This is a genomic window from Asticcacaulis taihuensis, assembly GCF_900100255.1.
Classification (GTDB): Bacteria; Pseudomonadota; Alphaproteobacteria; order Caulobacterales; family Caulobacteraceae; genus Asticcacaulis; species Asticcacaulis taihuensis.
In genome coordinates this window covers 95,542-121,951 of record NZ_FMTS01000003.1, presented here as the reverse complement: position 1 = coordinate 121,951, position 26,410 = coordinate 95,542, and the positions used below count along the sequence as shown (strand labels likewise).

Genomic DNA, 26,410 nt, shown 5'->3' with positions numbered 1-26,410 from the left:
CCGATGCGTTTTTTCTCTCTCTTAAGCTTCGCGGCTGCTGTGGCCCTGTCACCTGCGGTGGCTTCCGCTCAGTCATCCGCCCCTTTTGAAGCGATCTCGCCTGAATCCCAGGTGGCGAAGATGGGCGCCGGCGTCAATGTCATCGGCGGCTACGATGCCTGGTGGGATGGTGGCCAGACCCAGTTCAGCCTGAGTGACTTCGGCAAGATCCGCACGGCCGGCTTTTCCACCGTGCGCATTCCCTTGTTCGCTTTCAAGCATCTGGATAAGGACGACCACCTGGATGCGGATTATTTCAAGCGCATTGATCAGGTGGTCGATGCGGCCCTGTCCAATGGCCTGATTGTCATTCTCGATGAGCATGATTTCGAAACCTGCGCCAAGGATGCGGATGCCTGCGCCATCAATCTGAGCAATGTCTGGTACGAGCTATCCGAGCATTTCAAGTCTGCCCCCAACAGCGTCATCTTTGAACTCCTTAATGAGCCGAACGGTCAGGTCAATGACCAGATATGGAATTCCTGGCTGGTCGATCTGCTGGCGATTGTGCGCGAGACCAATCCGGAGCGCAATGTCATCATCGGCCCGACGCACTGGAACAGTCGCAACGACCTGCCCCTGTTGAAGTTACCGGAAAATGACCGGCATATCATCGTAACCTTCCACTATTACGATCCGTTCCACTTCACCCATCAGGGCGCCTCATGGGCCGATCCCGAAACCCAGAAGCTCAGCGGCATTCGCTGGCAAGGAAAACCGGAGGAGGTGGCGGCCATCAATGCCGATTTCGACAAGGTAGCGGAATGGTCAAAAGCTTCTAACCGGCCCATTTTCCTCGGCGAATTCGGCGCCTACGACAAGTTCGGCAAACTGGATGACCGTGCCCTGTGGACGCGGGCCGTATCGGATTCGGCCCACACACATGGATTTGCCACAGCCTATTGGTACTGGGATGGTGGTTTTGGTGTCTATGACGCCGAAAAGAAGGTATGGGTGAAGCCGATTCTGGATGCCCTGATCCCAAAGTAGTTATCAATGGTCGCAAAAGCGAAACGACAAATGGAAGACACCGCCCTGGTGGACGGTGTCTCTTACCGCTGGCACATCCACCGCGAGCCGCAATGGGCTTCGGTGGATGGCGCCAAGGGGCTGTGCCTTTCGGTGCAGCACGCCGAAAATCCGCAAAAGGTGCTGCTGCTGGAATATCCGTTCCCGAAACCGAGCCGTCACGCCCAGCGCCCAAAGGTCGACAAGCGCGATGTCGCCATCCAGATCGGCAAGGCCATCGCCGATGGCTGGGAGCCGGAATCGCGCGGCAAGCCGTTCACCTACATGATCGAAGGCTGATCTTATTAGCTCACTGTAGGCTATAAGCCCAGATTTTGGATGAGAGGCTAGCCGGCTAGCGACGCGGGTATACTTGATACCCGCGAGCGACGACTGCGACGCCTATCGCCAAAATATGGAGCTTAGAGCGCGCGCCAGGCGATGTCGGTGCGGTAGAACCCGCCCGGCCAGTCGATCTGGCTGATCGCGTCATAAGCCTTATCGCGGGCGTCCTGCAGGGTTTTGCCACGGGCGCAGATATTCAGCACCCGGCCGCCAGCGGCGCGCAAAGATCCATCCTCGCCGCGGCTGGTGCCGGCATGGAAAACCGTCACATCCGGGCCGAAGTCCTGCTCCGCGCCACGAATGACCGAACCGGTCAGCGGGCTATCGGGATAGCCCTTGGCGGCATAGACCACACAGACCGCCGGGTCTTCATGCCATTGCGGCGCCGGCAGGTTTTTCAGGCCGCCGGTCGCGGCGGCCAGCAGGTACGGCACGATGTCGCTTTTCAGGCGCAGCATCAGTACCTGGCATTCCGGATCGCCGAAGCGGGCATTATATTCCACCAGACGCGGACGGCCGTTTTCGACCATCAGGCCGGCATAGAGCACACCCTTATACGGATTGCCCTCGGCCTTCATGCCCGCCATGGTCGGGGCCAGGATTTCGGCCTCGGTGATGCGGAGCAACTCCGGCGTCACGATCGGCGCCGGGCTGTAAGTGCCCATTCCACCGGTATTCGGGCCGGTATCACCATCAAAAGCGCGTTTATGATCCTGCGCCCATCCAAAAAGAATCGCCGTCTCGCCGTCGCACAGGGCGAAGACCGACGCCTCCTCGCCGGTCATGAACTCCTCGATGACGATATTCGAGCTGGCCGGACCATAGCGGCCGCCCAGCATGGCCTCGACCTCGGCGACGGCGTCCTGGTAATCCGGCGAAATGGCGACACCCTTGCCGGCGGCCAGGCCATCGGCCTTGATCACATAGGGCGGGCTGTAGGTCTTGAGAAACTCGCGTGCTTCCTCGACATTGTCGAAGGTCTCATAGGCGGCCGTCGGGATATTGTGGCGCTTGCAGAAGTCCTTGGTAAAGCCCTTGGAGGCCTCCAGTTGCGCGGCCTTCTTCAGCGGCCCGAAGCAGGGAATATTGGCGCTGGCGAGGGCATCAGCCAGGCCTTCCGCGAGGGCGTTTTCAGGTCCGACTACCACCAGGTCCGCCTTGATTTCACGGGCGAGCCCCACCAGCCCCGGCACATCGGTGGCCTTGATATTTCGGCACTCACCTAAAGCCGCCATGCCGGGATTGCCCGGCGCGATGACCAGTGCGTCACACAGCGAAGACTGGGCGATTTTCCAAGCGAGGGCGTGTTCGCGGCCGCCCGAACCGATCAGCAGAATGTTCATGGCCTTCGCTTCCCTCACCCGGCCTTCCGGGTCAAGCGAAAAGTCTCAGCCCGCCAATCGATAGGGCGTGACGGTGCCTTCGAGGCAGGCGTGCAGAATATTGAAAAACTGCGGCATATCGATCGGCTTGGTCAGGACATGATTGAAACCATGGCCGCGCGTATCGTCGGAAAGCTTGGTCTGGGCGGCGGCGCTGAGCGCCACGATCGCCGTTTCCGCATTGAGCCCACGCCCTTCGCGCAAGGTGCGCGTGGCGGCTATGCCATCCAGCACAGGCATCTGCAGATCCATGAAGATCAGGTCGAATCTGATGCGGTCGCAGATTTCCAGCGCTGCCGCTCCGTCGCAGACCTCGTGGATTTCCAGCCCGGAATCCGTCATCAGAAGGCGGATCAGTTCGCGGTTGATCGGGTGGTCGTCGACGATCAGAACCTTACGGTCCTCCAGGAAAACCGGCTTCAGGTCATTGGCGCTTACTACCGGCGCCGGTGCGGCTGCTTCACCGACCGGTATCTCGAACCAGAAACAGGCGCCCTCGCCCGGCACGGACTCGACGCCGATCCGGCCCTGCATCAGCTTGATGATTTCATGACAGATGGAAAGTCCGAGGCCGGAGCCGCCATATTTGCGGCTGATGCTGTTGTCGATCTGATTGAACCGCGTAAAGAGATGCGGCTGTTGGTCATAGGGGATACCCGGTCCGTTGTCGCGCACCTCGACGCGCAGCCTATCCTCTCCCGACATCTTTGCCGCAACCACGACCCTGCCATTCTGCGTGAACTTGCAGGCATTGCCGACCAGATTATAAAAAACCTGGCGCAGGCGCACATCATCCAGCAGCAGCCAGTCCGGCATGTTTGGATCATATTCGCAAACAACGTCTATATCGCGTGTTTCACCCAGCACTGCGAACTGATCGACAATATCAGACGCCAGATTACGCAAATTTGCCGGTTGCGGATCGAGCCGCACCTGCCCGGCTTCCAGCTTGGAGAAGTCCAGGATATCCGTGATCAGGCTGAGCAGGGCCTCACCGGCCTTGTTGATGCGGCCGATATAGTGGCGCGCATCCTTCGGCATGTCGGGCACGCTGTTCAAGAGCGTGGCGTAGCCCAGTATGGTCGTCAGCGGCGTGCGGATTTCGTGGCTCATATTGGAAAGGAAATCCGACTTGGCCATAACAAAGGCTTCCGCCGTTTCCTTGGCCGTGCGCAGGGTCTCTTCCAGATGCGCCTGCTCGGTTATGTCCTGCAATATGCCGAAAATATATTCCGGCCGGCCGTCCTCGGTATATTCGGCGCCGCCTTTGGAATAGACGATGCGTTCCTCACCATCGGCGCGCATCAGGCGATGTTCGAAGGTAAAATCCTCACCACACGACAGGGCCTGGCCCACACAGGCTTCGACCGCCGCCCGGTCATCCGGGTGGAAAAGCTGGATGGCCGTATCGATCTGAGGCTGGTAGCTGTCACGGCTCAGGCCGTGAATGGCATAGACCCCGCGCGACCAGAAACAATCGCCGGTGGGCGCATGGATATGCCAGTAGCCGACGCCGGCCACCTCTTCCATCAATTCCAGTTTGCGCTGGGTTTCCTGGAGCCGGCGGATCGCCGCCTTCTTCGCCGCGCCACTGCGCCGCAGGGCCAGCATATCGGAGACGCTGGCCGCCAGCTTTTTCAACCGACCGGCCTGGACCGCGTCAAAGTCACTTCTTGCGACCGTATCGAGAATGCAGAATGTACCGATCTGGGCGCCCTCGTAATGCAGGGGCTGGCCGGCATAGAAGCGGACGGCCGGCGCATGTGTCACGAAGGGGTTGCCGGAAAAGCGCGTATCGACCAATGCATCCGGCACGATCATCAGGCCGCCGGATCGCAGGGTATGTTCGCAGAACGATATTTCCGCCGGTATGGAGCGCAGGTCGATACCGTGGGCGGTCACGAAACTATGGCGCTCACCATCCACCAGCGAAATCAGGACGATAGGCGCGCCGAAGATATCCGCCGCCAGTGCGGTCAGATGATCGAAGCCCGAATCCGGCTCCGCTTCGAATATATCCGGCTGATGAAAAACGGCGTGGCGGCCGGCTTCCTCAGCCATGGGCACTTTGCGGCGCATGGCGCTCTGTCCTGCTTCTTGTAAGACTCACCCTAAGTTGAGCCCCCTGAAGAAAACCTAAACATTTGTGGATAAAAAACGATTAGAGCCGCAAAACTGGGGCCAGCGCAAAATTTAAGCTAAACTGAAGCCATGGCCAATGATCTGCTCTCCTCCGAATCGACCCCAGGCGCCACGAACGCCGCCGCCTATTCGGTGTCCGAACTCGCCGGCGCACTGAAGCGCACGCTGGAAACGACTTATGACCATGTCCGTCTGCGAGGCGAAATCTCCAAGGTCACGCGCCACGCCTCCGGCCACGTCTATTTGACGATCAAGGACGACAAGGCGGCAATCGACGGCGTCATCTGGAAAGGCAATGTCAGCCGCCTGCAGGCCCAGCCGGAACACGGTCTCGAAGTCATTGTCACCGGCAAGATCACCACCTTTCCGGCCTCGTCGAAATACCAGATCGTCATCGAGGCCATGGAGGTGGCCGGCATCGGCGCCCTGCTGGCCCAGCTCGACCGCCTGAAAAAGAAACTCCATGCCGAGGGCCTTTTCGATCCGGCGCGAAAGAAGCCCCTGCCCTATGCGCCGCGTACCATCGGCGTCATCACCTCGCCGACCGGCGCCGTCATCCGTGATATACTGCACCGCATCCGCGACCGCTGGCCCTGCCGTGTCATCGTGTGGCCGGTCATCGTCCAGGGCGATGCCGCCGCGCCGCAGGTGATCGGCGCCTTGCGCGGTTTCCACACGGACCCCGCCTTGCCGCGGCCAGATGTGATCATTGTGGCGCGCGGCGGCGGTTCGGTCGAGGACCTGTGGGCCTTCAACAGTGAAGACCTGGCGCGCGCCGTGGCCGCCAGCACCATCCCGGTCATATCGGCCGTGGGCCACGAGACCGACACCACCCTGATCGACTATGTCAGCGACCGGCGCGCCCCCACCCCCACGGGTGCCGCCGAAATGGCGACGCCGGTGCTCGGCGAATTGCGCGCCTTCACCGCCGATCTCGAACGCCGACGTCAGGGCACGATGGCGCGGCTGCTGGAAACCCGCCGCGAGCGCGTGGCCCTGCTGGCACGCACCCTGCCCAAGCCCCTCGACCTGATCCATACCGCCCAGCAACGGCTCGATTTCGTGGCGCACCGGCTCGATGGCGGCCTGCGGCAAAACCTCAACCTGCATCAGACGGCCTATGCCCGCCTCTCCGGTCGTTTCGCGCCCGCCTTGCTGGAACGCGAGGTGCAGCTAAAGCGCACGCACCTGGGCCAACTCGCCGCACGCCTCGATCTGGCGGTCGGGCGCCGCGTGACCCTCGCTACTAGCCATGCCCGCCTGCCGGAACTGACAAACCGCATGAGCGAGGCGCTGAACCGGACCGTCAGGCGCAGCGGCGAACGGCTTCCTGAACTCAGCAAACGCCTGTCAGAAGCGTTCGCACGCGATCTCAGGCAAAGACAGGAACGCCTTCAAAGGCTTGAACAATTGCGTGTCAGCCTCAACCCCGATCGACCGCTCGATCTCGGTTTCGCCCGTGTCAACCGGCCTGACGGTGTGCTCATAAAGTCACCGGCCGGCGTGGCAAACGGCGAGGCCCTGATCCTGACCTTCAAGGGCGACCAGACCCTCGATGTCATCGCCGGCAGTGGCGGAACACCGCCGCCCGCCAGGGCGACGCCCAAGCCCGCGCCCTCAAGGCCCAAACCGCCCGCCCCTGATCAAGGCAGTTTGTTTTAACGCCCGCATCTTGATCATGGCGTTCGCCCGGCCTATGTTGGCGGCATGAATATGCACACGCCCTCCCCCTTGCCTGGCCAGGCCGTTCTTCATTACGGCGATGGCGACTATACTATCATGCGTCCCGGCAAGTTCGTGCTGTGCGCTGTTTCCGGCCGGCAGGTTCCGCTTGAGGCGCTGAAATACTGGAACCCCCGCACCCAGGAAGCCTATGCCGGCCCGGAGGAGGCTACCCAGGCGTGGAAAAACCTGAAGCGCTGAACCGCCGCATTGTTTTGACAGGTGCAACCGCCCTGCTTGGCGGTCTGGGTTCTTTGGCGCGCGCGCAGACCGTTGATCCTTTCGGGCTTAAGGGCCGCTTTATCCAGAGCGGCTATTGCGTCGGGCGGTCTGCGCCCAATGCCGAACTCTGGGTGGATGGTATCCGGCAGAGCACGGCCTCCGCCGACGGCTGGTTCTATGTCGGTTTCGACCGCGATTCCCCGGTTGCCTGCCTGATCGAAACACGCACGGCCACTGACACCCAGACCACCACCGTCACCATCGCGCCCCAGACCTATGACACCCAGCGCGTCGACGGCCTGCCGCCGGAAACCGTCACCCCCCAAGCCCCAGAAGTCCTTGAGCGCATCAAGCGTGACGCCGCGCTGAAAGCAACCGCCTTTGCCAACCGCGACAGCGGTGACAGCTTCAAAAGCGGCTTTATCTGGCCGCTGAAAAACTTCATTGTTTCAGGTCGTTTCGGCAATCAGCGCATCCTCAACGGCGTCCCCAAAAGCCCGCACTACGGTTTCGACATGGCGGCACCAATCGGCACGCCGATCTATGCGCCGCAGGGCGGCCTTGTGGTGCTGGCCGAGCCCGACCTCTTCTACGAAGGCGGCCTGACCTTTATCGATCACGGCCAGGGCGTGATCTCGATGTACCTCCACCAGTCTCGCGTGCTGGTCAGTAAAGGCGACCGCCTGATCCAGGGGCAACTGATCGGCTTGGTGGGCGATCGCGGCCGCGCCACCGGCCCTCACCTGTGCTGGCGGCTGAAATGGGGCGACCGCCACATGGACCCCAGCCTTATGACTCAGGGCCTTATGGTCGGGTAGGCCGTCACCCAATTACCACAGCGAACTATTCTCTCGGAAATATTTGAATATTTTGCTTAACGGGCCTATGCGTTGCTCATAGCAACACTCTATAAGGCGCGCCTGCCTTTCACAGCGACACTCCGAGCATATGGCCGATTACAGTAGTCTGAAAATCCTGCTGATCGAAGATAATCAGCACATGCGCTCCATCGTCACCGCCATCCTCAAGGGCACGGGAATCCGCAATGTGCGCGAAGCGCGCGATGGCGCCGAGGGGCTGGACATGCTGCGCCAGTATCCGGCTGATATCGCCCTGGTCGATTTCAACATGTCCCCGATCGATGGCGTCGAGTTCACCCGTCTGCTGCGCAATTCGGCGGATTCGTCCAATCCCTACCTGCCGATCATTATGATCACCGGCCATTCCGAACGCTCTCGCGTTATCCAGGCGCGCGATGCCGGCGTCAATGAATTCATCGTCAAGCCCCTGACCGCGCGCGCCCTGCTCGGCCGGCTTGATTCGGTGATCATGCGACCACGCCCCTTTATCCGCTGCAAGACCTATTTCGGCCCCGACCGCCGCCGTTCCGGTGATCAGAATTACGCCGGCCCGTACCGCCGCAATACCGACGGCGCTTATTAACTTTAATCTTCTGTTAGTAAATCTTAACGCCCACTAGGCGAGTGACTTGAATCATCCCATAGTCAGGCTGGCGATTCTGTGTGCCACATCCTGCGAAATGGGACCATTATGGGCAAGTTCACCCCGGCTATTCTTGTTCTGACCTATATTCTGGTGGGCCTGAGCCTTGCCGCCATGGTCTGGAACGGTGGCTCCGATTTCGGCACGGCCCTGGCGGTTCTCGCCGGCACGCTGGGGGTCTGCCTCTCCTTTCATGCCTATGCCTCGCAGCAACTGGCCGAGCGCCGCATTCTCCGTGATGTCGAAAACGTCCGCGACGCCCACCGCCTGATGGTCGATGCCATCGACTCGACCCAGAAGGACATGCTGGAACTGGCCGACCGCGTACAGAACCAGCGCACCTCGCGCTCTGAGGAACTGACCTCGGAAGTGAAAATGCTGGAAGACCTGGTGATGAAACTCGGCGAAAGCATCGAGGACCGCCTGAATAGCTGGCAGGCCGCGCCCGCCGCCACGGTCGTGCCCCTGCGCGGCACGCCGGCGATGAACGCCAAGGAAGCCCAGGCGCTGGCCCTGATCGAGACCATCCGAGAGGCGCTGATCGCCAATCGTGTCGATCTCTACCTCCAGCCGGTCGTCTCCCTGCCCCAGCGCAAGACCATCTTCTACGAGTCGTTCTCGCGCCTGCGTGACGCCACCGGCCGCGTGCTGATGCCGGCCGAATATCTCAATGTCGCCGATGCTGAGGGTCTCGTCCCTTCGATCGACAATTTGCTGCTGTTCCGCTGCGTGCAGATCGTCCGCCGCCTGGCCAAGCAGGACCGCCGCATCGGCATCTTCTGCAATATCTCGCTGACTTCCCTGCGCGACGAGACCTTCTTCCCGCAATTCCTTGAATTCCTCAATGAAAACCGCGATCTCGCCGGTTCGCTGATCTTCGAACTCGGTCAGGACGCCTTCGCCACGCGCGGCTCGGTCGAGGCGCGCAACATGGCCAAGCTGGCCGACCTCGGCTTCCGCTTCTCGCTCGACAAGGTGACGAGCATCGACTTCGATCTCCAGGACCTGCACCGCTCGGATGTGCGCTATGTCAAGATCGGCGCCAATCTGTTGCTCGAACAGCTTCTTGAAGTCGAGGGCAAGCCGGCGATGAAGTTCCTCAAGGACATTCATGCGGGCGACTATGCCGGCCTGCTGGCGCGCTACGGCATCGAGGTCATCGCCGAGAAGGTCGAGAGCGAAAAGCAGGTGGTCGATATTCTCGATATCGAAATCGGCTATGCCCAGGGCCACCTGTTCGGCGAACCGCGCGCCATCAAGGAACAGGTGCTGGCCGAAACCGATCCGCCCGCCGGCTTTATCAAGTCGACCCTGCCGCAACAGGGCCGCCGCCGGGCTTAATTCGCCGCACTTTCCGGCGGTCCGAGATAGGACGGTTTCAGCCCGCCGGTATCGAGCACCAGCCGCTCCAGCATCACATTGCCGTCGATGCGGAACACCTTAATGGTGTGCTTGCCGGGCTTGAGGCTATTGAATGCCGCCGGCAGGATGAGGATATTGTTCTTGACCGCCTGGGTCCATTGCGGCGTATCGGGCCTGAGGTCGAAAGTCAGGGTTTGCGCCGGCCGGTCATCGATCGTGACGGCGATACGCAGTCCGCCTTTGCCTTGTGTGTCCAGCGTCGGCGCCAGATACAGATTGAGCGTGACATCAACCTCCTTGGCAAGCTGGAAATCGTATTCCAGCGCCATGTCGCCCGGTGCCGTGGCGGGTGCCGCCTGCGGCAGCGAGACGACCGATGACAGGGTTCGTCCCAGTTCAGGGATGACTTGCCAGTGCAGCCCCGGCACTTCGGTCTTGCGGATAAAGTGCTGAGCCTCAATGGCAATGGCGCCTTCGTTTTCGACAAATGTGCCCGCCTTCGATAAGGAAGGGCGCAGATAGAGGCGATCGCTCTTATATGCATTGTGCGCCGGTTTTCCCTTTTCAGGCACACGGATCAGCTTCGGCAGAACCTGGACTTCCGGCTGTTGCCAATTGTCATAGCCGATGTGGGTCTGGTCCATCATGTGGTTCCATTTGCCACCGGCCAGCCCATTATATTGCGCCGCCAGACCCTTGTCCGTCTGGAAGTTTTTTTCGACGATATCGGCCAGAAGATTGGCGCGTGGACTGCCTTCCAAGGCTGCCAGATGATTGAGCGCGGTGTTGTAATAAAGACTATAGAGATTGGCGCTGGCCACTGTCGGGTATTCGACAAGCTGGAAATAGGCGTCTTTCGCATTCGCCGGCAGGGTCTTGCCTAATGTCTGCGTTTGTTGCGCGAGGACACCATAATCTAGCTCCATTTCCGACAAGCTGGTGATATCAAAACTGTCCGCCGTGATCAGTTCCGGCTTCTTGCGGGCATTATACTGGCTATAGCGCGTCAGTATGTCACCAATCTCCGCCGCATGTGCCTGCCCAAACTGCTGGCCGGCCCATTTCGCCGGGTAAGCCTTTAGCGCTTCCGGCGTCATCGCTTCCGGGTTCCAAGCCATGTCCATGAAGAAGCTCAATGGGAATTCCATCGGCTTGATATCACCCACATTGACGATCCACAGACGATCGGCGCCGCTGTCATAGGCCAAATCCATCTGTTGCCAGGTCTTTTCAATCTGGTTGGTATTGATCCATTTGTAATTGCGCGGCCCGCCGACATAATCGAAATGGTAATAGACGCCATAGCCGCCGGCCCGCTTTGGCGCGGTCGGATCAGGCAAGCGCCGTATCTGCCCCCAGTTGTCGTCAGAAAACAGCAGGGTGACGTCATCCGGCGCGGTCATGCCGTGGTCATAATAGTCCTGCACCTCCTTGTAGAGCGCCCAGACCTGCGGCGTCTGGTCGGCCGGCTTGCCGGTGACATCGGCGATGATCCGGCGTTGATCGGCCACGATGTTTTCCAGCAGATGCGTGGCCGTGCCCTCGCTCATCGGCTCGTCGCCATCGCCGCGCATCCCGACCGTGACGACATTCTCAAAATTACCGGCTTTCATCCGTTCGATACCGCCGCGCCAGAAGGTGCGCAGGTTATCAGCATTCGTCGTGTAATCCCACTTGCCGCCGGTAACACCGCCTTCCTTATGACGGTGCCATTCCTCCTGCGCCCGCGTCATCGGCTCATGGTGCGAGGTGCCCATGATGATGCCGTATTCGGCGGCAGTTTGCTGGTTGAGCGGATCATCGTCTGAGAAGGCCTTGCCCCACATGGCTGGCCACAGATAATTGCCCTTCAGGCGTAGTTCCAGTTCGAAGACATGGCCGTAAAGTTGATGATTAATGCCGCCGAACTTTTCTCGCGCCCAGCCGCCGAAGGCCGGCTCCTCGTCATTGATAAAGAAGCCGCGGTACTTCACCTTCGGCGCATCGATACGCGAGCCCGCCGTCACATACAAGTCAGTCTTTTTCACCACCGGCACATCGGCCCACCAGTACCACGGCGACACGCCCATCTTCGCCGACAGATCATAGGTGCCATAAATCGCGCCGCGCGCATCTGCGCCCAGGATCACCAGCGCCTTGCCGTGGCCGGTATCGACCACGGATTGCTGATAGGCTTCCCACTTGCCGGCCACACCGCCCTCATCGACCGGCAGTGGCGAATGGCCGGCCACGGCAATCACCACCACAGAGCCGGTCATGTCCTTCAGGTCATTTATCACCGCCGGATGCACACCCGATACGCGTTCCAGGTCGGCTGCGAAATCCTCGGCCACGCGCTGCACGGGCTTTGACGCCCCGGCATCAACATAGACGGTGGCCGGTTTGCCGTCCCTGATCAGGGCGAAACCCGCGGCCGACACGCCATCGCACACCGACACCGGTCCCTCGCAGGCCAGGGCGCCTGCCGGAAATACGGCCAAAAGAATTGCCGCCAACCAAATCTGTTTCATGATCCTATCGCCGCGCATAAATCACTTCAACTTCCTGTAGCAGGCTGTTCATTCGCCCTATGCCGGCCGGTCATTACGCCAGGGCGGCAGCGATGGCGGCCAGGGTATAGGGCGCCATGGCGGCATAGGCCTGGGCATTGGGATGGACGCCATCGGCGCTGAACTCGGTCCGCATGGCGCCACTATCCAGCGCCAGGGCCGGCCAATAGTCGACATAGGTATAGTTCTGGGTCGAGCAAACGGACTTGATCCATTCGTTCAGCGCCCTGATCTTCTCGACCGGATTGCCGACCTCCGGCCGCCACGGGAAATGATCCGCCGGCGGCACGCTGGCCATGATGACCTTGATACCATAGACCGAGGCGAGATTGGCCATGGCTTGCAGGTTATTGGTGGTGGCCACCGGATCATACGGATCCTGGTTTTGCGCGATATCGTTGGTGCCGGCCATGATATGCACCGCCTTCGGACGCAGGGCCACTACGTCGGCCATGAACCGGACCAGCATCTGCGCCGAAACCTGCCCGCCAATCCCGCGCCCAACCAAGCCGTTATCGGCATACAGAGTGCCGGATTGCCCCGGCCAGCCATCGGTGATGGAATCGCCCATCATGACGACCTTGCGCGCAGTTTCGGGCAATTGAACCACGTCGGCATTGGCCAGGTGATAGCGGCGAAGCTGTGCCCAGTCGGTGCCGGCGGGCTGTACGGTCAGCGTTGCCGGATCGTTATAATCCTGCAACGCCGCCTGTATGGCCTGCGATTCCGCATTGGGCTGGCCCTTGTTCTGCGCGCTGGCCGCCGAGGCGACGCTCAGCATCGCTCCACCCGCCAGCGCCCCGCTCAAGAGATGGCGCCGCCTGATATCCGTCATAATCGATCCCCTTTAAGCGCAATCCGAAAAGTGTCATGCAAAGAGACTATGCACTTTTCGGTTACATTGCGCGACCAAACCATCAGGCCACAGTCAGCGTGGCCGTCTTCAGGTCTACACTATTGGGTCCGACGGAGATCGTAAAGGTGCCCGGTTCAACAACGCGCTGCATATCCATATTGTAGAATTGGAGATCGGCGGGCGTGATGGTGAAGCTGACCGTCTGGCTGGCGCCGGGCTCCAGCGTGATGCGCTTGAAGCCCTTCAGTTCCTTGACTGGACGCGTCACCGACGAGAAGTCGTCTCGGATATAGAGCTGGACGACCTCGTCGCCCTTGCGCGAACCGGTATTCTTTACCTCTACGGAAACCACAACGCTGTCCGCCGCGCCGATGGTATCCTTTTCCAGCTTCGGGGCCGAGATATCGAAGGTCGTATAGGAAAGCCCATAGCCAAAGGGGAACAGCGGCGAAGTGGTGCCATCGAGATAGCCGCGACGGGCGGTCGGCTTGTAATTATAGAAGATAGGAAGCTGACCGACATTGCGCGCAATCGAAACCGGCAGTTTACCGCCCGGATTGGCCCGGCCGAACAGGATATCGGCGGCGGCCCATCCGGTTTCCTGGCCCATGTACCAGCCCTCGATCAGGGCATCGGCTTTTTCGTTCAGCAGGTTGACCGAGAGCGGACGGCCGTTGAGCAACAAAACGACGGTCGGCTTGCCAAGTGCAAATATCTGCGCGGCCAGATCGTTCTGGCGGCCAATCAGGTCCAGCGACTGACGGTCGCCCATGTGGTTGTCGGCCCAGGCCTCTCGCGAGGTCTGTTCGTTATCGCCCAGCACCATGACGATGGTGTCGGCGGACTTGGCGGCTTCAACCGCATCGGCAATCAGCTTGTCATTGACCGAATCCGGCGTGAAATTGATCACGTCCTGGCCCCAGATGCGTTGTTCGGTGAGACGCACCCCTTCGGAATAGGCCACCTCGAAGCCACCTTTCTTGCCTTCGGCCTGCAAGCCTTCGAGCACCGAAACGACATGGCGCGGCTTGTCGGAATAGCCGCCGATCGGCGTATCCTTCGCATGGGTGCCGAGCACCAACAGCTTACCGACCTTTTTGGCTTCAAGCGGCAGAACGCCGTTGTTCTTCAGCAGCACCACCGATTTAGTGGCGGCTTCGCGGGCCAGGGCCACGGCGTCCGGCGTGGCGGTCAAGGCATCGGCTTTTTTCGCGTCAACGTAGGGATTCTCGAACAGACCAGACTGGAACTTCATTTCGAGAATGCGGCTGACCACGGCGTTGATCTCGTCTTCCGAAATGCGGCCGGCCTTCACCAGGTCGATCAGATTGCCATAGGTCTGGTTGTCCGGGGTCTCGATATCGACGCCGGCCTTGAAGGCGCGGAAGGCGGCTTCGGTCGTGTTCGGCACCAGATGGTGGCGCGTGATCATTTCGTTGATGGCGAAATAGTCGGAGACCGTGACGCCCTTGAAGCCCCACTCGTTGCGCAGGATGGTGGTCAGCAACCATTTGTTGGCATGGGAAGGCACACCGTCGATTTCATTATAGGACGGCATGACGGCGCGGATATTGGTTTCCTTGACGATCTTCTCGAACGGCGGGAAGAAGTCCTCGCGCAGGGTGCGTTCGGATACCTCGGCCGGTCCGACATTGGTGCCGTTTTCCGGCTGACCGTGGCCGGTCATGTGCTTCAGTGTGGCGAACACCTTGTCCTTCGCCAGCGGCAGGGTCTCGCCCTGGAATCCGATCACGGCCGCCTTGCCCATGGCGCCGCAGAGATGCGGGTCTTCGCCGTAGGTTTCCTCGATACGGCCCCAGCGCGGTTCGCGGGCGACATCAACCACCGGTGCCAGGGCGAAATTGGCGCCACGAGCGCGCATTTCACGGGCGGCGACCGAGAAGATTTTGGTGGCCATGTCCGGATCGAAAGACGAGGCCAGGCCGATGGCCTGCGGAAAGGAGGTGGCGTCCTTGGCCACATAACCGTGCAGCGCTTCCTCGTGCATGATCATCGGGATGCCCAGGCGGGTCTCTTCGACCGCCCATTTCTGCATGGCATTGACGTGGGTGGCGGTATTGAAGGCGTCGCGGTTGCCCATGGCACCGGAATCGCCCGCGCCGGTCGTGGTAGCCAACCCCTGCTGGTCGGACGGGCGCGCCACCATGCCGAGGCCATTTGGCCAGACCTGCGACGCCTTTTTCGGATTAAACTTACCGTCAGGGTCCTGGATGTCGCCCTTTTTCTGCCAGACGCATTCCATCTGGGCGACCTTTTCCTCCAGTGTCATGCGCCCGAGCAAATCAGCCACGCGCGCTTCAGTGGACAGGCCGGGGTTTTTGTACGGCAGGGTTTCCTTGGCCTTCGCCAATGCGCCCGTGGCCGTGGCGGCCGTCAGGGCTATGGTCGAGGCGCCGAACAGGCGGCGGGTGACGACGGCGGTCGCAGACTTCATAACTTCATCCCTGTTTTTCTATTGCCGGCACTTCCAATTACGAAGGCCGCTGCCGCGCTTGACGGCGGAATTGAACGATGACACTGTTAGCGCTAACAGAATAAAATTCAACAGGGAAAATTTATGAACCAATCACTGACTCGCCGCAATGCCTTATGTTTTGGGGCCGCCACGTCCGCCCTGACAGCGCTCCCTGCCCTTGCCGACACAACACCGTCTCCCTCGGGTCTCCCCCTTAAGGATCTGGCCGCCGCCAAGGGCCTGCGCTTTGGCACCGCTATCGGTATGCGGATGCTCGCTGATCCACGTGTGCGTGAGCTTACCATCCGCGAATGCAATATCATCGTACCAGAAAACGAACTGAAACTGTACGTGACGCACAATAACGGCCCCACGGAATATAATTTCAAGCCTGCGGATGAATTACTGGCTTTCGCCGAAACCAACCATATAGCCATGCGCGGCCACAACCTTTTCTGGGCGCGCGACGAATACACGCCCAAATGGCTGAAGGAATACAAATTTTCCAGCAAGGCCGAAGCCGAAAAGCTGCTGCGTGATTATATCGCTGCCGTTGCGCAGCATTACGGCGAGCGCCTGACCTCCTGGGATGTGGTCAATGAAACCATCGACCCGAAAACCGGCGAAGTCCGCGAAAACGCCTTCTCACGCGTACTCGGCATGGATACCCTGCGCATCGCCTTCGAGGCGGCCCGCGAATACATGCCGAAGATGCAGCTTGTCTATAACGACTATATGAGTTGGGAAGCCGGCAACGAAAATCACCGCAAGGGCGTGCTGAAACTGCTGCACTGGTTCCGCGACAATAAGGTGCCGATCGATGCGCTGGGCGTGCAATCCCATATCGGCAACGGCTTCGACCTGATGGCCGGCCAGGTCAATCAGTGGAAGGACTTCCTGGATGAGGTCGTTTCGCTCGATCTCGACCTGCTGATCACCGAATTCGACGTCGATGACCAGACCATCCCCACCGGCGACATCGAACAGCGCGACGCCATCGTCGCCACGGTGGGGCGCATCTATCTCGACCAGATGCTGAGCTATAAACAGACCAAGGACGTGCTTTTCTGGGGAATGCCGGACCAGTACAACTGGCTGCAGGGCTTTACGCCGCGCAAGGATGGCCTGCCCCTGCGTCCGACACCGTTCGATGCAGATTTCAAGCCCAAGCCGCTTTATGACGCCATCGCCGCCGCCTTCAAGTCTGCACCGGAGCGGTAATCATGAAAGCCTTTCTCCCCGCCGTAGCGCTTCTGGCGCTTTCCGCCTGTGCCACCCTGCCGCAAACATCAGCGCCGCAACCCGGCCAGGCTGTCTTTTCCGATATCCGCCTGGACAGCGAAATCCCCGGCCAGGCGAAACTGACCAAACCGCAGTACGAAAATCCTATCCTGCCAGGCTTCTATCCTGATCCCAGCATCACCCGCGCCGGTGATGACTATTACCTGATCAATTCAAGCTTCGCCTATTACCCCGGCATACCGGTTTTTCACTCGCGCGACCTCGTCCACTGGAAGCAGATCGGCAACGCCATCGACCGGCCGGGAATGCTTGACTTCTCCGGCCTCGCCACTTCCCGCGGCGTGTTCGCACCGGCCATCAGCCACCATGATGGCCTGTTCTATATCATCAACACCTGCGTCGATTGCGGCGGCAACTTCGTCATCACGGCCAGGGATCCCGCCGGTCCGTGGTCCGATCCCGTCTGGCTGAACTTCGGCGGCATCGACCCGTCTATTTTCTGGGATGACGACGGCAAGGCCTGGGTCGTGTGGAATGATTCTCCCGAAGGCCAGCCGCTCTATGAAGGCCACCGAGCCATCTGGATTCAGCAGTTTGACCCCGCCAAAATGCAGATGGTCGGCGAGAAGCATGTCGTCGTCAACGGCGGCGTCGATATCTCGAAAAAGCCGGTCTGGATCGAAGGGCCGCACATCTACAAGGTGGATGGCCGCTATTACCTGATGGCGGCGGAAGGCGGCACCTCGGTCAATCATTCGGAAGTCATCCTGAGTTCGGAAAAGATCGGCGGCCCCTATGTGCCCTATGCCGGCAACCCCATACTGACCCAGCGCGACCTCGATCCGGCGCGGCCCATGCCCATTACCTCCGCAGGTCACGCCGACCTGGTGCAGACGCCAAACGGCGACTGGCACGCCATCTTCCTGGCTGTCCAGCCCTATGAAGGCAATCTCTACAATGCCGGCCGCGAAACCTTCATGCTGCCGGTAAACTGGCAAAAGGACGCGCAAGGCATCGCCTGGCCGATCATACTGCCTAAGGGCATGGCGATTCCTGCGGCGGTCGATCTGCCGGACCTGCCCGGTCAGGTGCAGGAGCCGCACTATACCCGCTATTCGCACCACTTCGGCTACAGCTATGGCGGGGTGACCCCACTTGACTGGTTGCAGATCCGCACACCGAAGAGCGACTTCCTGACCGTCTTAAACGATGAAACCATCGGCCTGACCGCCTTGCCGGAGGCCATCGGCGATGTGCAGTCGCACCCGGCCTTTATCGGCCTGCGCCAGAAGCATGTGAACGCCACCTTCAGCACCGTGGTCAATTACCAGCCGCTTAAGGAAGGTGACCGCGCCGGCATACTGGCCGTCCAGAACGACGACTTCTACATCTTCTACGGTTTGGCCATGCGTAACGGCAAAACGGTGCTGGAAGTTACGCGCCGCGCCGGACGCAGTGATCCACTGGATGGCCTGGTCATCGCTTCCCAGCCGGCGCCCGTCGGACCGGTAAGCCTCAAGGCCGATATCAGGGCCGGCCGGGCCACCTTTAGCTACGGCAAGGGCACGACCATTGCTGCGGATGTCGATGTGACAAATCTGTCAACAGACAAGGCCGGCGGCTTTGTCGGCACGCTTATCGGCCCCTATGCCTATGGAAAAAGGCCGTAATTGATGTAATCTCCCGGATAATAACAACATTATCCGGGAGAGACCTATGAACCGTCGCCATCTTCTGATGGGCGCTGTCTGCGCCACCGCCTTTGCATCACGGGCTTTCGCGCAGGATGACATTGCCAAAAAGCTCATAAACGAACCCGGTGCCTGGAATATTTACGGCGCGGCCCAGACAAACAAGCGCGTCAAGGACGCCAATGTCCAGGGTGGTCAGGCCATGGAGATCAAGATCGCCGGTAGTGGTGGCAATCCCTGGGACGCGGCGGCTGAAAGTCCGATCACCGGCAAGATCACCAGGGGCGACAAGATCGTCGCTGCCGTGTGGGTGCGCGCCAAAACGGCCGACAATGCGCCAGTCAATCTCAATATGCGGATGCAGATCAGTTCTCCGCCTTATAATTCCTTTGGCGAAAAAGCGATCAGCGTCGGCCCCGACTGGCAGATGCAGACCCTGGAATTCACCGCCGCCGAGGACCATGCGCCGAAAACCGCCGCCATGACCATCCACCTCAATACCGGCAAACAGACCATATATCTCGGCCCCGCCTTTATCCTCAATATGAGCCTGACGTAATTATTTCATCCGGCCCACGATGGTCCCGCGTCCATCCGGCGAAATATAAAGCGTGCCATATTCCCGCGGATCGCCGGCAATGGCGCGCATCCGGCCAAACCGATGCGCGTCATCATTGATGCGCGTCCAGCTCACGCCTGCATCATCCGAGCGCCACAGGCCCTCTTCGCCCTTCACCTGGCCCCACAGGAAAACTGCCGGATAGTCATGGTCCGGCGCCGCCTTGCCAAAGGTGACCTGCCAGGCGGCATCAACGCCCACTATCGGCGTCTGCCTATGATAGAGTGCGCTGCCCGCCGCCAGCCACAGATCGCCTTCGCTGCCGGGTACGGCACGCAACTGCCCCTCATCGGCCGCCAGTGTGTAAAGCGGCGCGAAGGATGCCCCGCTGTCATGACTGACCAGCACCCGGCCCGTATGGTGATCGAACGCATAAAACACCGCGTCATTGACCGGATCGGCGATGGCTTCCTGGCCGCGTTCCGGCTTCGGCCAGCCCGTCGAAAGCGCCCAGGTCTTGCCGAGATCGCCCGAATACCAGGCGCCCTCATTTTCCGGCACCCAGACGAGGTTCTTGCCTTCGCTCGAAATTACCAGCTTGCCGGCGCGATGATTATGCCAGTCGGTCGTGGCCAGGGGTGGCGGCGGATTGAGCGCTGCCCAGGTTTCGGCGCCATCGGTCGAGATATAGCCATGCCCATCCTCGGCATCGACGCTGCGGACGATAATGTTCGGCTTCCGGGCAGCAAAAGCGACACTTTGATTGGTCTTGTTGGTCGGTGAAAACAGGCCATGCGAGGGCGTTTTGGTGAGATCGGTGAAGGCCGAGCCGGCGACATCGCCCGCCGCCATCAGCACCTTCGGCCCTGCGGGCGGACTCTCAAGTCCCAGTATAACCGTTTCTTCGAGATTATTGTTTGCAAAGGCAAATTCGACCTTATGTTCACCGCCCAGCGCATCGAGATTTTCCGTCATCCAGACGCCGTAGCCTGTGCCGTAGAGCAGTTCCTTCGGGTTGAACGGATTGATCTTCACCGCGTCCATCCAGTGGCCCATATGCTTGCGGGCCACAGCGTCCTTGTCGTCGCCGCCCATATAGTCGATCAGCCACGGATGCCCCGCCACGTCGTGCGACGCCTGCGGCCCGACCGGCGTCCAGTGTCCGCCGCCATCGCGGCTGACATAGAGGTCGTCGCCGCTGCCGCTGTAACGATCCGAGGTCGAGACCACCAGCCAGCCGTTTTGCAGATCGAGGCCGGAATAGCCGAAAGGTGTCCCTTTGGATGGTTTCGCCGGGGTGATGTCGGTCCAGGTATCGCCTTTCAGCTTCCAGACCGCGCCACCTGTCACGCCATGCGGGCCGAGATTATCGCTGAAGGTGACATAGAGCGTACCGTCCTGCCCCATCGCAATCTGGTGCGGGATCATTTTCGGCGAGCCCGGCACGGCCGCAAAAGTCTTGCCGCCATCGCTACTGCGGAAAAGCCCCTCACCCACCTCGCCGGAGCCGATATAGAGGGTTTGGCCGCTGATCAGCACAGTCGTGACGGATTTTTGCGCATAAGCAGAGCGCGTAAAGCTCCGGCCGCGATCATGACTGACCCACAGGCCATCCTGGTTAGTGCCGAGCCACACGGTATCGCCATCCGTCGGATCGACCTGGAGGCGTTCACCTGTGCCGCGCCCCATGGCATTGCCGCCGAGCTTGATGCCCGGCAGTCGCGTGACCTGCCACGTCGCGCCCTGGTCCTCCGAGCGCACCACCGCGCCATCCGGCACACGGTCGCTCAGGTAAAGCCCGCAAGTGGCATAGAGCCGGTCCGGATTATTCGGATCGACCGCCATGGTCATAATGCCGAAACAGTCCCAATCGTCCCGGCCGAAGCCATCCATCAGCGGCACCCAGCTTTTACGAGCGAAATCAAAGCGATACATGCCGCCGACATCAGTACGGGCATAGAGAATGCCGGGCGATTTCGGGTGATAGAGAAAGCCATCGACAAAGCCGCCGCCTTCAAAGGGAATGGTTTTCCAGTCGTAAGATTCGGCCCGCGCCAGACCGCCTATGGAGATCAGGGTGCCCGCCAGAATCGCCGCCCAAAGACGTTTGCCCATCATTTCCTGCTCCTGATTATTATGGTTCCGCATCATGTTAGCGCTATCCATGATGTTTTGTCAGATGAATTTCGCTTTATCCATAAAAAAGCGGCAGCCTGCTCGAACAGGACCGCCGCAGTCGGGGGACACTCGGGAAACGGATCAGAAGCGGTAGGCAATGCCCACGGAGGCGACCACGGGATCGAGCTTGACCTTGGAAACCAGTGCACCGTCATTGATCTTCGCGTCGGTCTTGTAGAAGACCTTCTTGACGTCGAGATTGAGCGACCACGGGCCTTGCAGCGCCACATCGACGCCGGCCTGTAGCGCCGTGCCGGCGCCGCTCTTGAGCCTGACCTTGAAGCCGTTCTGGTCCTTGCCGCCATACCAGTCCATATAGTTGACGCCGGCACCGACATAGGGGCTGACCTTGCCGGCCGGATTGAAGTGATATTGCAGGGTCACCACCGGCGGCAGCACCCAGGTTTCGTGAACCTCGACATCGGTGGATGGCCCAACGGCCTTGATCTGATGCTTCGAGGTGCCGAGAATGCCCTCAACCGCCACATGGTCGGTGAAGAAGTAGGTAAAGCCGAGCGTCGGCACGGTGCTGTTATTGACATCGACACTGAGGCCGGAATCCGCGCCCGCCGCCGTCTTGATGTCGCCGCTTTCATCGGGCGCCACCGTCGTCACGCGGGCCGCGACGACGAAGGTGCCTTTCTGCTTCGGTTTGAAGTCGGTTGCGTGGGTAACGCCGGCAGTGGCGACCAAGGCGAGTGCGCTTACAGCGGCGATAGATTTGAGATTACGTGTCATGACAGCCATGTTCCTTCTTGCTGAGGTGATGGCGTCTTATATCCACAAATTTTATATGGGTAACCTGCGCATCCTGCCGCGCGTCAGGCTGTCGCAGGTGGATGGGTTAAGAGATTTGCTATAGTGAATTATCACAGATGGGAGGTGAATTTGACCAAGGCTTATCAGTTCTTTCCTTACATTCTGTATTTCATCGTCAGCTTGGCGTTGGCTCTTTGCTTGGCGCTGGTCTGGTATATGTCACCACTGGGAATGGGTTTTGCCCACTGGCCGCAAGATCACCGTGATCTGCTCCAGCACATTTACATGATGTCGTATTTTATCGGCATCCCGGCCGTCCTGATCGCACAGATAGCCTCGCCCATCCTGTTCGCCTTCAAAAAGCAAAGAGCGGCCTATTGGGTGCCAGCGGTTGCGATCGCTTTGTTCGTGGCATGTATTGCCGCAATACTGTCGAATATCGGCTGAAACTAGCCTTCCGCCTCGCCCTTCGCCTTGGCAGCGCTTTCCTCGCGCAGGGGCTTGCGCGTCGGGCAGACCTCCTGAAGATATCCATCCAGCGAATTGACGATATGGTCCTGGATGATGCTGTAATGAATGAACTTGCCCTTCTTGACGCCGGTGATCAGGCCGGCATTTTCGAGAATGCTCAGATGCTTGGAGAGCGACGGTTTGGCCATGTCGAAGCGTTCGGCGATCTCACCCGCCGTCATCGTCGCTTTCGACAGATAGGCCAGGATTTTCAATCTTGGTTCCGAAGCCAGGGCCTCAAAGGTTTTGACCATACGCATGTTATCACCAGAAAGCCGCGAAACTACATTTAGATAATTAGGCTATTGACTAAACGAATTTGCCCCGCTAACAATTCGTTTATTAGCTAATCGTAGAGCATTCCGCTCTGCTGGTCAAGGCTAATGTGGTCTGACAGACCAAGGGGAGTGTGATGCAGGCTGTATGCAAAAGTCATGAAAGCTTCGGGGATGAGGCAGGACTATTGCCACGGTTGCTGGGGGCCAACTGGTACCGCCTGCATCCCGCTGTCCGTGCACGTTTCGCGCGCGAACCGGAAAAGCCTGTCCTTTACAAGGGCGTAATGGAAGTTGTCCATTGCTCGTCGGCCGGCTGGCTATTTGCGCAACTGACGCGCCTGATTGGCAATCCACTGGCGGCCCATCGCGGGTGTAATATCGCCATGCAGGTTCTGCTGACACAGCGCGATGGTGGTGGCGTCTGGTGGCAGCGCACCTATGGTTTCGCTCGCCCTTTCACCGTCATTTCCGCGAAGCGCGAAAATGCGAAAGGCCAGCTTTGCGAATATGTCGGGATGGGCTTTGGCATGAGGCTGGGCGTGTTCGCAAAGGACGGCGCTTTGCATTTCATCAGCGAGCGCTATTTCTGGGAAGTCGCCGGCATACAAATCCCATTGCCACATTGGCTTTCTCCTGGCCAGACCCATGTCATCCACACCGACCTCGGCGGCGGCGATTTCCGATTCACGATATCGATGGACCATCATCAGTTGGGCCGCACCTTCTACCAGACTGGTTTATTCCGCGAGGTCACTCCATGAATACCCTCCTTATCATCATGACGATTCAGGGCTGTCTTGGTGCCTTCGACACGCTTTATCACCATGAATTCACCGAGCGCCTGCCGTGGAAACCCCAAGCCGCGCAGGAATTGTGGATTCATGGCGTACGAAACTTCTTTTACGCCGTCATCTTCTTCTCGCTCGGTTGGCTGTCGTGGGGCGGATGGCTCTCCTGTCTTTTCGCGGCCATGCTGCTCGGTGAAATCGGGCTGACACTTTGGGATTTCGTTATCGAGGACCGCACACGGAAATTGCCGGCCAGTGAACGCATCACGCATACGATCCTCGCCATCAATTATGGTATCATCCTGGCTTTGCTGGCGCCGGAAATGATGCGCTGGAGCGCCCTGCCCACCGGCTTTCATGTTGTCTTCCATGACATATGGTCTTGGGTCATGAGCATTTTCGCCTTGGGCGTATTGGCCTGGGCTTTATTCGACTATTCACGTTCAAAGCGCTTCAAGGTGGTGGAAAGTCCGCCTGTCCTGCATCTCGAAGTCCCCCGCCAGCGCATCCTCATCACCGGCGGTACAGGCCTGATCGGCCGGCGGCTTGGCCAGGCCCTGATCAATGACGGCCACGATATTACTATCCTCACCCGTGACAAAGCGAAAGCTGCACAATTCAGCGGCCGTGTCACACTCATCGACCGGTTGGAGGATCTGCGCACTGTCGATATTATCGTTAATCTGGCCGGGGAATCGCTGAGTGATGGCTTTTGGACGAGAGCAAAGAAGCAGGCGATGTACGACAGCCGTCTCAAGCTGACGCAGGCTCTTGCAGACTGGATCGCGGTGGCAAAAGAAAAGCCGCGACACCTGATCAATGCCTCGGCGGTCGGCTATTACGGCCACAGCGAAATATTGGAATTCGATGAAAGCAGCAGCGGAGGCAAGCCCGACCTGGCCAGCGATCTTTGCAGGCAATGGGAAAACTGCGCCGGGCAGGTGGCCAGTTACGGCGTAAAAGTCAGTTATTTGCGCCTTGGCCTCGTCATGGCGCTGGAGGGCGGCGCATTGGCGCAAATGCTGTTCCCGTCCGAATTCGGTATAGGCGGGCCAATGGGACATGGCCGGCAATGGATGTCATGGATTCATATCTATGATGCCTGCGGTCTGATAGCCCACATTATCAACGCCCGAATCGACGGGCCGGTAAATGCGACGGCGCCTCAACCTTTACGTCATAAGGACTTCATCCGCTTGCTCGGACGCACTATGCACCGCCCGGCCATATTGCCGCTTCCAGGTTTTGCGTTAAAGATGGGACTTGGCGAGATGGCGGAAACCATTCTGCTGCGTGGCCAGAAGGTCGTGCCCAAGCGCGCACTGGAAACAGGCTACCTGTTTCGCTACCCGACATTGGATCTGGCTTTTTCTCAAATTTTCCACGGTTTGATCTGAACTCCGAACCTGGTCATTGCGCCTGAACCGCGCAGGTAATATTTAGGTGGTCCATTTTGAAAGGCCCTGCCATGTCCACACCGATCCGCAATATGACGCCCGAAGAGGTCAGCGCCGCCCTGGCCGCCGATGAAATCCTGCTGGTAGATGTGCGCGAGCCGCACGAGTTTGCCGATGCCCGCATCGAAGGCGCCGTCAACTATCCGCTGTCGACACTCGATCCCTCCGCCCTGCCCTCGGCTGAAGGCAAGTATATGGTGCTGTCCTGTGCCGGCGGCGTTCGCTCAGTGACTGCCGCCCTGCAATGCCAGGCGGCGGGGATCGATATCCATGACCACCTCGCCGGCGGCCTGCGCGCCTGGGCGATGGCCGGACTGCCGGTCGCCCGATAAGCCTAGTGTTTGGCTTTTAGCAGCATGAAACCAAACCCGAAGAACAAGGTGCCGGTCAGCCGGTTGAACAGCCTGTTGAGCGCCGGCTTCCTGAGGTAGCCGGCCAGTTTCTGGCCGCCCAGGCCATACATGGCGTACCAGAAGGTCTCGATCGCCGCGAAGGTCACGATCAGGATGGCGAACTGCGGGAATTTCGCCGCCGATTGATTGATGAACTGCGGCAGGAAAGCCGCCGCGAACAGCAGCAGTTTCGGATTGGTGATACTGACCAGGAAGCCACCACGAAACAGGGCCAGGCTCGACAGGCCGGCCAGCGTGCCGTCCGGGCGAGGCCCCGTATCTTCCCCCTTGTCCAGCCAAGCTTTAATGCCAAGCCAGACCAGATAGGCCACACCGGCATAGCGAATGATCTCAAACAGCAGGGGTGACGCCGTCAGCACCGCCGCCAGTCCGGCCGCCGATGCGATCAGGGCCACAACCACGGCCAGCCCGCATCCGGCCATGGCAGCGGTGGAGCGGCGAAAACCGAAACGTACGCTGCGCGACAGGACATGGAGCATGTTCGGCCCCGGCGTGCCGCTCAGCAGGAAGACGGCGGCGAAATACAGGCACCAGGTTTCAAGGGACACGGCTATAAATTCCTAAGATCTGAAGTCAGATAAGATGCGGCGTGACAATAACACCCCTCATGCCCGCAATAATATGGCAGGAACCTCATGACTTAATTTCACCGGCGTGAAAATACCGAACGATACACTACCGCCGCAATGGAAATCGGCGCAACTGAAGGCCCATTCGATCAGGTCGAGATACATGGCCCCCACACGTGCCTCATTGACCAGTTGCCGTACCGATTCCGCGCGCTGCTGACCGCATTTCTCGCAGGTGATCATGATCCGGCAGCCGGCCGGCAAATCCCTCAACTGCGTTTCGCAGAACCATGACATGGGCATATCTCCGAGCATCAATGTTCTTATTTTGTTCTTACGCAAGGAAAGAGTCAAGTCGAG

Annotated in this window: 24 protein-coding genes; 14 read left to right on the top strand and 10 right to left on the bottom strand. The window is 59.6% G+C overall.

All coding sequences use genetic code 11. The features are described from left to right. The first annotated feature begins 3 nt into the window (after positions 1–3). Together BLO49_RS09595 and BLO49_RS09590 are read left to right on the top strand one after the other, a co-directional pair. Positions 4–1,029, top strand: coding sequence for a glycoside hydrolase family 5 protein (locus BLO49_RS09595; RefSeq protein ID WP_090647649.1), 1,026 nt, complete (start codon positions 4–6; stop codon positions 1,027–1,029). Positions 1,030–1,059: 30 nt separating this feature from the next. Next, positions 1,060–1,347, top strand: coding sequence for a hypothetical protein (locus tag BLO49_RS09590; RefSeq protein ID WP_090647647.1), 288 nt, complete (start codon positions 1,060–1,062; stop codon positions 1,345–1,347). A gap of 122 nt (positions 1,348–1,469) precedes the next feature. Here the strand turns inward: BLO49_RS09590 and purD are convergent, their stop codons facing one another. Continuing rightward, entirely contained in the window at positions 1,470–2,735 is a 1,266-nt protein-coding gene (gene purD / locus BLO49_RS09585) for a phosphoribosylamine--glycine ligase (RefSeq protein WP_090647645.1), read from the bottom strand. Between the two features lie 45 nt (positions 2,736–2,780). Then, complete coding sequence (locus tag BLO49_RS09580; protein ID WP_090647642.1) at positions 2,781–4,853, bottom strand: ATP-binding protein; 2,073 nt, start codon at positions 4,851–4,853, stop codon at positions 2,781–2,783. Positions 4,854–4,985: 132 nt separating this feature from the next. On the opposite strand from BLO49_RS09580, the gene xseA reads away from it, so the two are divergent. The 5 genes from xseA to tipF all read left to right on the top strand — a co-directional run bounded on the left by xseA (position 4,986) and on the right by tipF (position 9,704). Then, complete coding sequence (xseA, locus tag BLO49_RS09575; RefSeq protein ID WP_090647640.1) at positions 4,986–6,578, top strand: exodeoxyribonuclease VII large subunit; 1,593 nt, start codon at positions 4,986–4,988, stop codon at positions 6,576–6,578. Between the two features lie 45 nt (positions 6,579–6,623). Further along, positions 6,624–6,839, top strand: coding sequence for a DUF2093 domain-containing protein (locus tag BLO49_RS09570; protein WP_090647637.1), 216 nt, complete (start codon positions 6,624–6,626; stop codon positions 6,837–6,839). After that, a complete protein-coding gene (locus BLO49_RS09565) occupies positions 6,818–7,678 on the top strand; it encodes a M23 family metallopeptidase (RefSeq protein WP_245678966.1) in 861 nt (286 codons plus the stop codon). The genes BLO49_RS09570 and BLO49_RS09565 overlap by 22 nt, the downstream gene beginning before the upstream one ends. 130 nt (positions 7,679–7,808) lie before the next feature. Then, positions 7,809–8,303, top strand: coding sequence for a response regulator (locus BLO49_RS09560; protein ID WP_090647635.1), 495 nt, complete (start codon positions 7,809–7,811; stop codon positions 8,301–8,303). A gap of 108 nt (positions 8,304–8,411) precedes the next feature. Next, positions 8,412–9,704 carry a flagella assembly cyclic-di-GMP phosphodiesterase TipF gene (tipF, locus tag BLO49_RS09555; RefSeq protein ID WP_090647633.1) on the top strand — a complete coding sequence of 431 codons (1,293 nt, stop codon included), beginning with the start codon at positions 8,412–8,414 and terminating at the stop codon, positions 9,702–9,704. Here tipF and BLO49_RS09550 read toward each other — a convergent pair. From BLO49_RS09550 to BLO49_RS09540, 3 genes are all read right to left on the bottom strand, one after another. Beyond that, the gene (locus BLO49_RS09550) at positions 9,701–12,235 is read right to left on the bottom strand and encodes a glycosyl hydrolase 115 family protein (protein WP_090648251.1); all 2,535 of its coding nucleotides are present in this window, start codon (positions 12,233–12,235) and stop codon (positions 9,701–9,703) included. The genes tipF and BLO49_RS09550 overlap by 4 nt on opposite strands. Before the next feature lie 73 nt (positions 12,236–12,308). After that, positions 12,309–13,109 (bottom strand): GDSL-type esterase/lipase family protein, encoded by an 801-nt coding sequence (locus BLO49_RS09545; protein WP_090647631.1) that lies wholly within the window; start codon positions 13,107–13,109, stop codon positions 12,309–12,311. Positions 13,110–13,191: 82 nt separating this feature from the next. Further along, positions 13,192–15,585, bottom strand: coding sequence for a glycoside hydrolase family 3 N-terminal domain-containing protein (locus BLO49_RS09540; protein WP_090647629.1), 2,394 nt, complete (start codon positions 15,583–15,585; stop codon positions 13,192–13,194). A gap of 123 nt (positions 15,586–15,708) precedes the next feature. On the opposite strand from BLO49_RS09540, the gene BLO49_RS09535 reads away from it, so the two are divergent. The 3 genes from BLO49_RS09535 to BLO49_RS09525 are packed head-to-tail and all read left to right on the top strand — an operon-like array spanning position 15,709 to position 19,098. Continuing rightward, positions 15,709–16,827 (top strand): endo-1,4-beta-xylanase, encoded by a 1,119-nt coding sequence (locus BLO49_RS09535; RefSeq protein WP_090647627.1) that lies wholly within the window; start codon positions 15,709–15,711, stop codon positions 16,825–16,827. A gap of 2 nt (positions 16,828–16,829) precedes the next feature. Continuing rightward, a complete protein-coding gene (locus tag BLO49_RS09530) occupies positions 16,830–18,518 on the top strand; it encodes a glycoside hydrolase family 43 protein (RefSeq protein ID WP_090647625.1) in 1,689 nt (562 codons plus the stop codon). A 46-nt stretch (positions 18,519–18,564) separates the two neighbouring features. Further along, on the top strand, positions 18,565–19,098 hold the full coding sequence (locus BLO49_RS09525) for a carbohydrate binding domain-containing protein (RefSeq protein WP_090647623.1): 534 nt from the start codon (positions 18,565–18,567) through the stop codon (positions 19,096–19,098). Here the strand turns inward: BLO49_RS09525 and BLO49_RS09520 are convergent, their stop codons facing one another. Further along, positions 19,099–21,216 (bottom strand): sialidase family protein, encoded by a 2,118-nt coding sequence (locus BLO49_RS09520; RefSeq protein ID WP_090647621.1) that lies wholly within the window; start codon positions 21,214–21,216, stop codon positions 19,099–19,101. It lies immediately after the preceding gene. Positions 21,217–21,357: 141 nt separating this feature from the next. Beyond that, positions 21,358–22,014, bottom strand: a complete 657-nt coding sequence (locus BLO49_RS09515) for an OmpW/AlkL family protein (RefSeq protein ID WP_415500042.1) — start codon at positions 22,012–22,014, stop codon at positions 21,358–21,360. 150 nt (positions 22,015–22,164) lie between these two features. Here BLO49_RS09515 and BLO49_RS09510 point away from each other — a divergent pair, with 150 nt between their 5' ends. Then, positions 22,165–22,482 carry a hypothetical protein gene (locus BLO49_RS09510; RefSeq protein WP_139159659.1) on the top strand — a complete coding sequence of 106 codons (318 nt, stop codon included), beginning with the start codon at positions 22,165–22,167 and terminating at the stop codon, positions 22,480–22,482. Positions 22,483–22,484: 2 nt separating this feature from the next. Here BLO49_RS09510 and BLO49_RS09505 read toward each other — a convergent pair whose 3' ends face one another. Further along, positions 22,485–22,805: a metalloregulator ArsR/SmtB family transcription factor gene (locus BLO49_RS09505; RefSeq protein ID WP_090647614.1), complete on the bottom strand. Its 321-nt coding sequence runs from the start codon at positions 22,803–22,805 to the stop codon at positions 22,485–22,487. A gap of 152 nt (positions 22,806–22,957) precedes the next feature. On the opposite strand from BLO49_RS09505, the gene BLO49_RS09500 reads away from it, so the two are divergent. From BLO49_RS09500 to BLO49_RS09490, 3 genes are all read left to right on the top strand, one after another. Further along, the gene (locus BLO49_RS09500; protein ID WP_090647612.1) at positions 22,958–23,584 is read left to right on the top strand and encodes a DUF4166 domain-containing protein; all 627 of its coding nucleotides are present in this window, start codon (positions 22,958–22,960) and stop codon (positions 23,582–23,584) included. After that, the gene (locus BLO49_RS09495) at positions 23,581–25,008 is read left to right on the top strand and encodes a TIGR01777 family oxidoreductase (protein WP_090647610.1); all 1,428 of its coding nucleotides are present in this window, start codon (positions 23,581–23,583) and stop codon (positions 25,006–25,008) included. The genes BLO49_RS09500 and BLO49_RS09495 overlap by 4 nt, the downstream gene beginning before the upstream one ends. A 71-nt stretch (positions 25,009–25,079) precedes the next feature. Further along, positions 25,080–25,400 carry a rhodanese-like domain-containing protein gene (locus BLO49_RS09490; protein ID WP_090647608.1) on the top strand — a complete coding sequence of 107 codons (321 nt, stop codon included), beginning with the start codon at positions 25,080–25,082 and terminating at the stop codon, positions 25,398–25,400. Positions 25,401–25,402: 2 nt separating this feature from the next. On the opposite strand, the gene BLO49_RS09485 is transcribed toward BLO49_RS09490, so the two are convergent. Both BLO49_RS09485 and BLO49_RS09480 read right to left on the bottom strand, forming a co-directional pair. Then, entirely contained in the window at positions 25,403–26,029 is a 627-nt protein-coding gene (locus BLO49_RS09485) for a LysE family translocator (RefSeq protein ID WP_090647605.1), read from the bottom strand. A gap of 57 nt (positions 26,030–26,086) precedes the next feature. After that, a complete protein-coding gene (locus BLO49_RS09480) occupies positions 26,087–26,347 on the bottom strand; it encodes a hypothetical protein (protein WP_139159658.1) in 261 nt (86 codons plus the stop codon). Between the last annotated feature and the right edge of the window lie 63 nt (positions 26,348–26,410).

Coding starts and splice junctions, on each gene's coding strand:
- BLO49_RS09595 (WP_090647649.1), top strand. CDS start 4: ATGCGTTTTTTCTCTCTCTTAAGCTTCGCGGCTGCTGTGGCCCTGTCA.
- BLO49_RS09590 (WP_090647647.1), top strand. CDS start 1,060: ATGGAAGACACCGCCCTGGTGGACGGTGTCTCTTACCGCTGGCACATC.
- purD (WP_090647645.1), bottom strand. CDS start 2,735: ATGAACATTCTGCTGATCGGTTCGGGCGGCCGCGAACACGCCCTCGCT.
- BLO49_RS09580 (WP_090647642.1), bottom strand. CDS start 4,853: ATGCGCCGCAAAGTGCCCATGGCTGAGGAAGCCGGCCGCCACGCCGTT.
- xseA (WP_090647640.1), top strand. CDS start 4,986: ATGGCCAATGATCTGCTCTCCTCCGAATCGACCCCAGGCGCCACGAAC.
- BLO49_RS09570 (WP_090647637.1), top strand. CDS start 6,624: ATGAATATGCACACGCCCTCCCCCTTGCCTGGCCAGGCCGTTCTTCAT.
- BLO49_RS09560 (WP_090647635.1), top strand. CDS start 7,809: ATGGCCGATTACAGTAGTCTGAAAATCCTGCTGATCGAAGATAATCAG.
- tipF (WP_090647633.1), top strand. CDS start 8,412: ATGGGCAAGTTCACCCCGGCTATTCTTGTTCTGACCTATATTCTGGTG.
- BLO49_RS09550 (WP_090648251.1), bottom strand. CDS start 12,235: ATGAAACAGATTTGGTTGGCGGCAATTCTTTTGGCCGTATTTCCGGCA.
- BLO49_RS09545 (WP_090647631.1), bottom strand. CDS start 13,109: ATGACGGATATCAGGCGGCGCCATCTCTTGAGCGGGGCGCTGGCGGGT.
- BLO49_RS09540 (WP_090647629.1), bottom strand. CDS start 15,585: ATGAAGTCTGCGACCGCCGTCGTCACCCGCCGCCTGTTCGGCGCCTCG.
- BLO49_RS09535 (WP_090647627.1), top strand. CDS start 15,709: ATGAACCAATCACTGACTCGCCGCAATGCCTTATGTTTTGGGGCCGCC.
- BLO49_RS09530 (WP_090647625.1), top strand. CDS start 16,830: ATGAAAGCCTTTCTCCCCGCCGTAGCGCTTCTGGCGCTTTCCGCCTGT.
- BLO49_RS09525 (WP_090647623.1), top strand. CDS start 18,565: ATGAACCGTCGCCATCTTCTGATGGGCGCTGTCTGCGCCACCGCCTTT.
- BLO49_RS09520 (WP_090647621.1), bottom strand. CDS start 21,216: ATGATGGGCAAACGTCTTTGGGCGGCGATTCTGGCGGGCACCCTGATC.
- BLO49_RS09515 (WP_415500042.1), bottom strand. CDS start 22,014: ATGACACGTAATCTCAAATCTATCGCCGCTGTAAGCGCACTCGCCTTG.
- BLO49_RS09505 (WP_090647614.1), bottom strand. CDS start 22,805: ATGCGTATGGTCAAAACCTTTGAGGCCCTGGCTTCGGAACCAAGATTG.
- BLO49_RS09500 (WP_090647612.1), top strand. CDS start 22,958: ATGCAGGCTGTATGCAAAAGTCATGAAAGCTTCGGGGATGAGGCAGGA.
- BLO49_RS09495 (WP_090647610.1), top strand. CDS start 23,581: ATGAATACCCTCCTTATCATCATGACGATTCAGGGCTGTCTTGGTGCC.
- BLO49_RS09490 (WP_090647608.1), top strand. CDS start 25,080: ATGTCCACACCGATCCGCAATATGACGCCCGAAGAGGTCAGCGCCGCC.
- BLO49_RS09480 (WP_139159658.1), bottom strand. CDS start 26,347: ATGTCATGGTTCTGCGAAACGCAGTTGAGGGATTTGCCGGCCGGCTGC.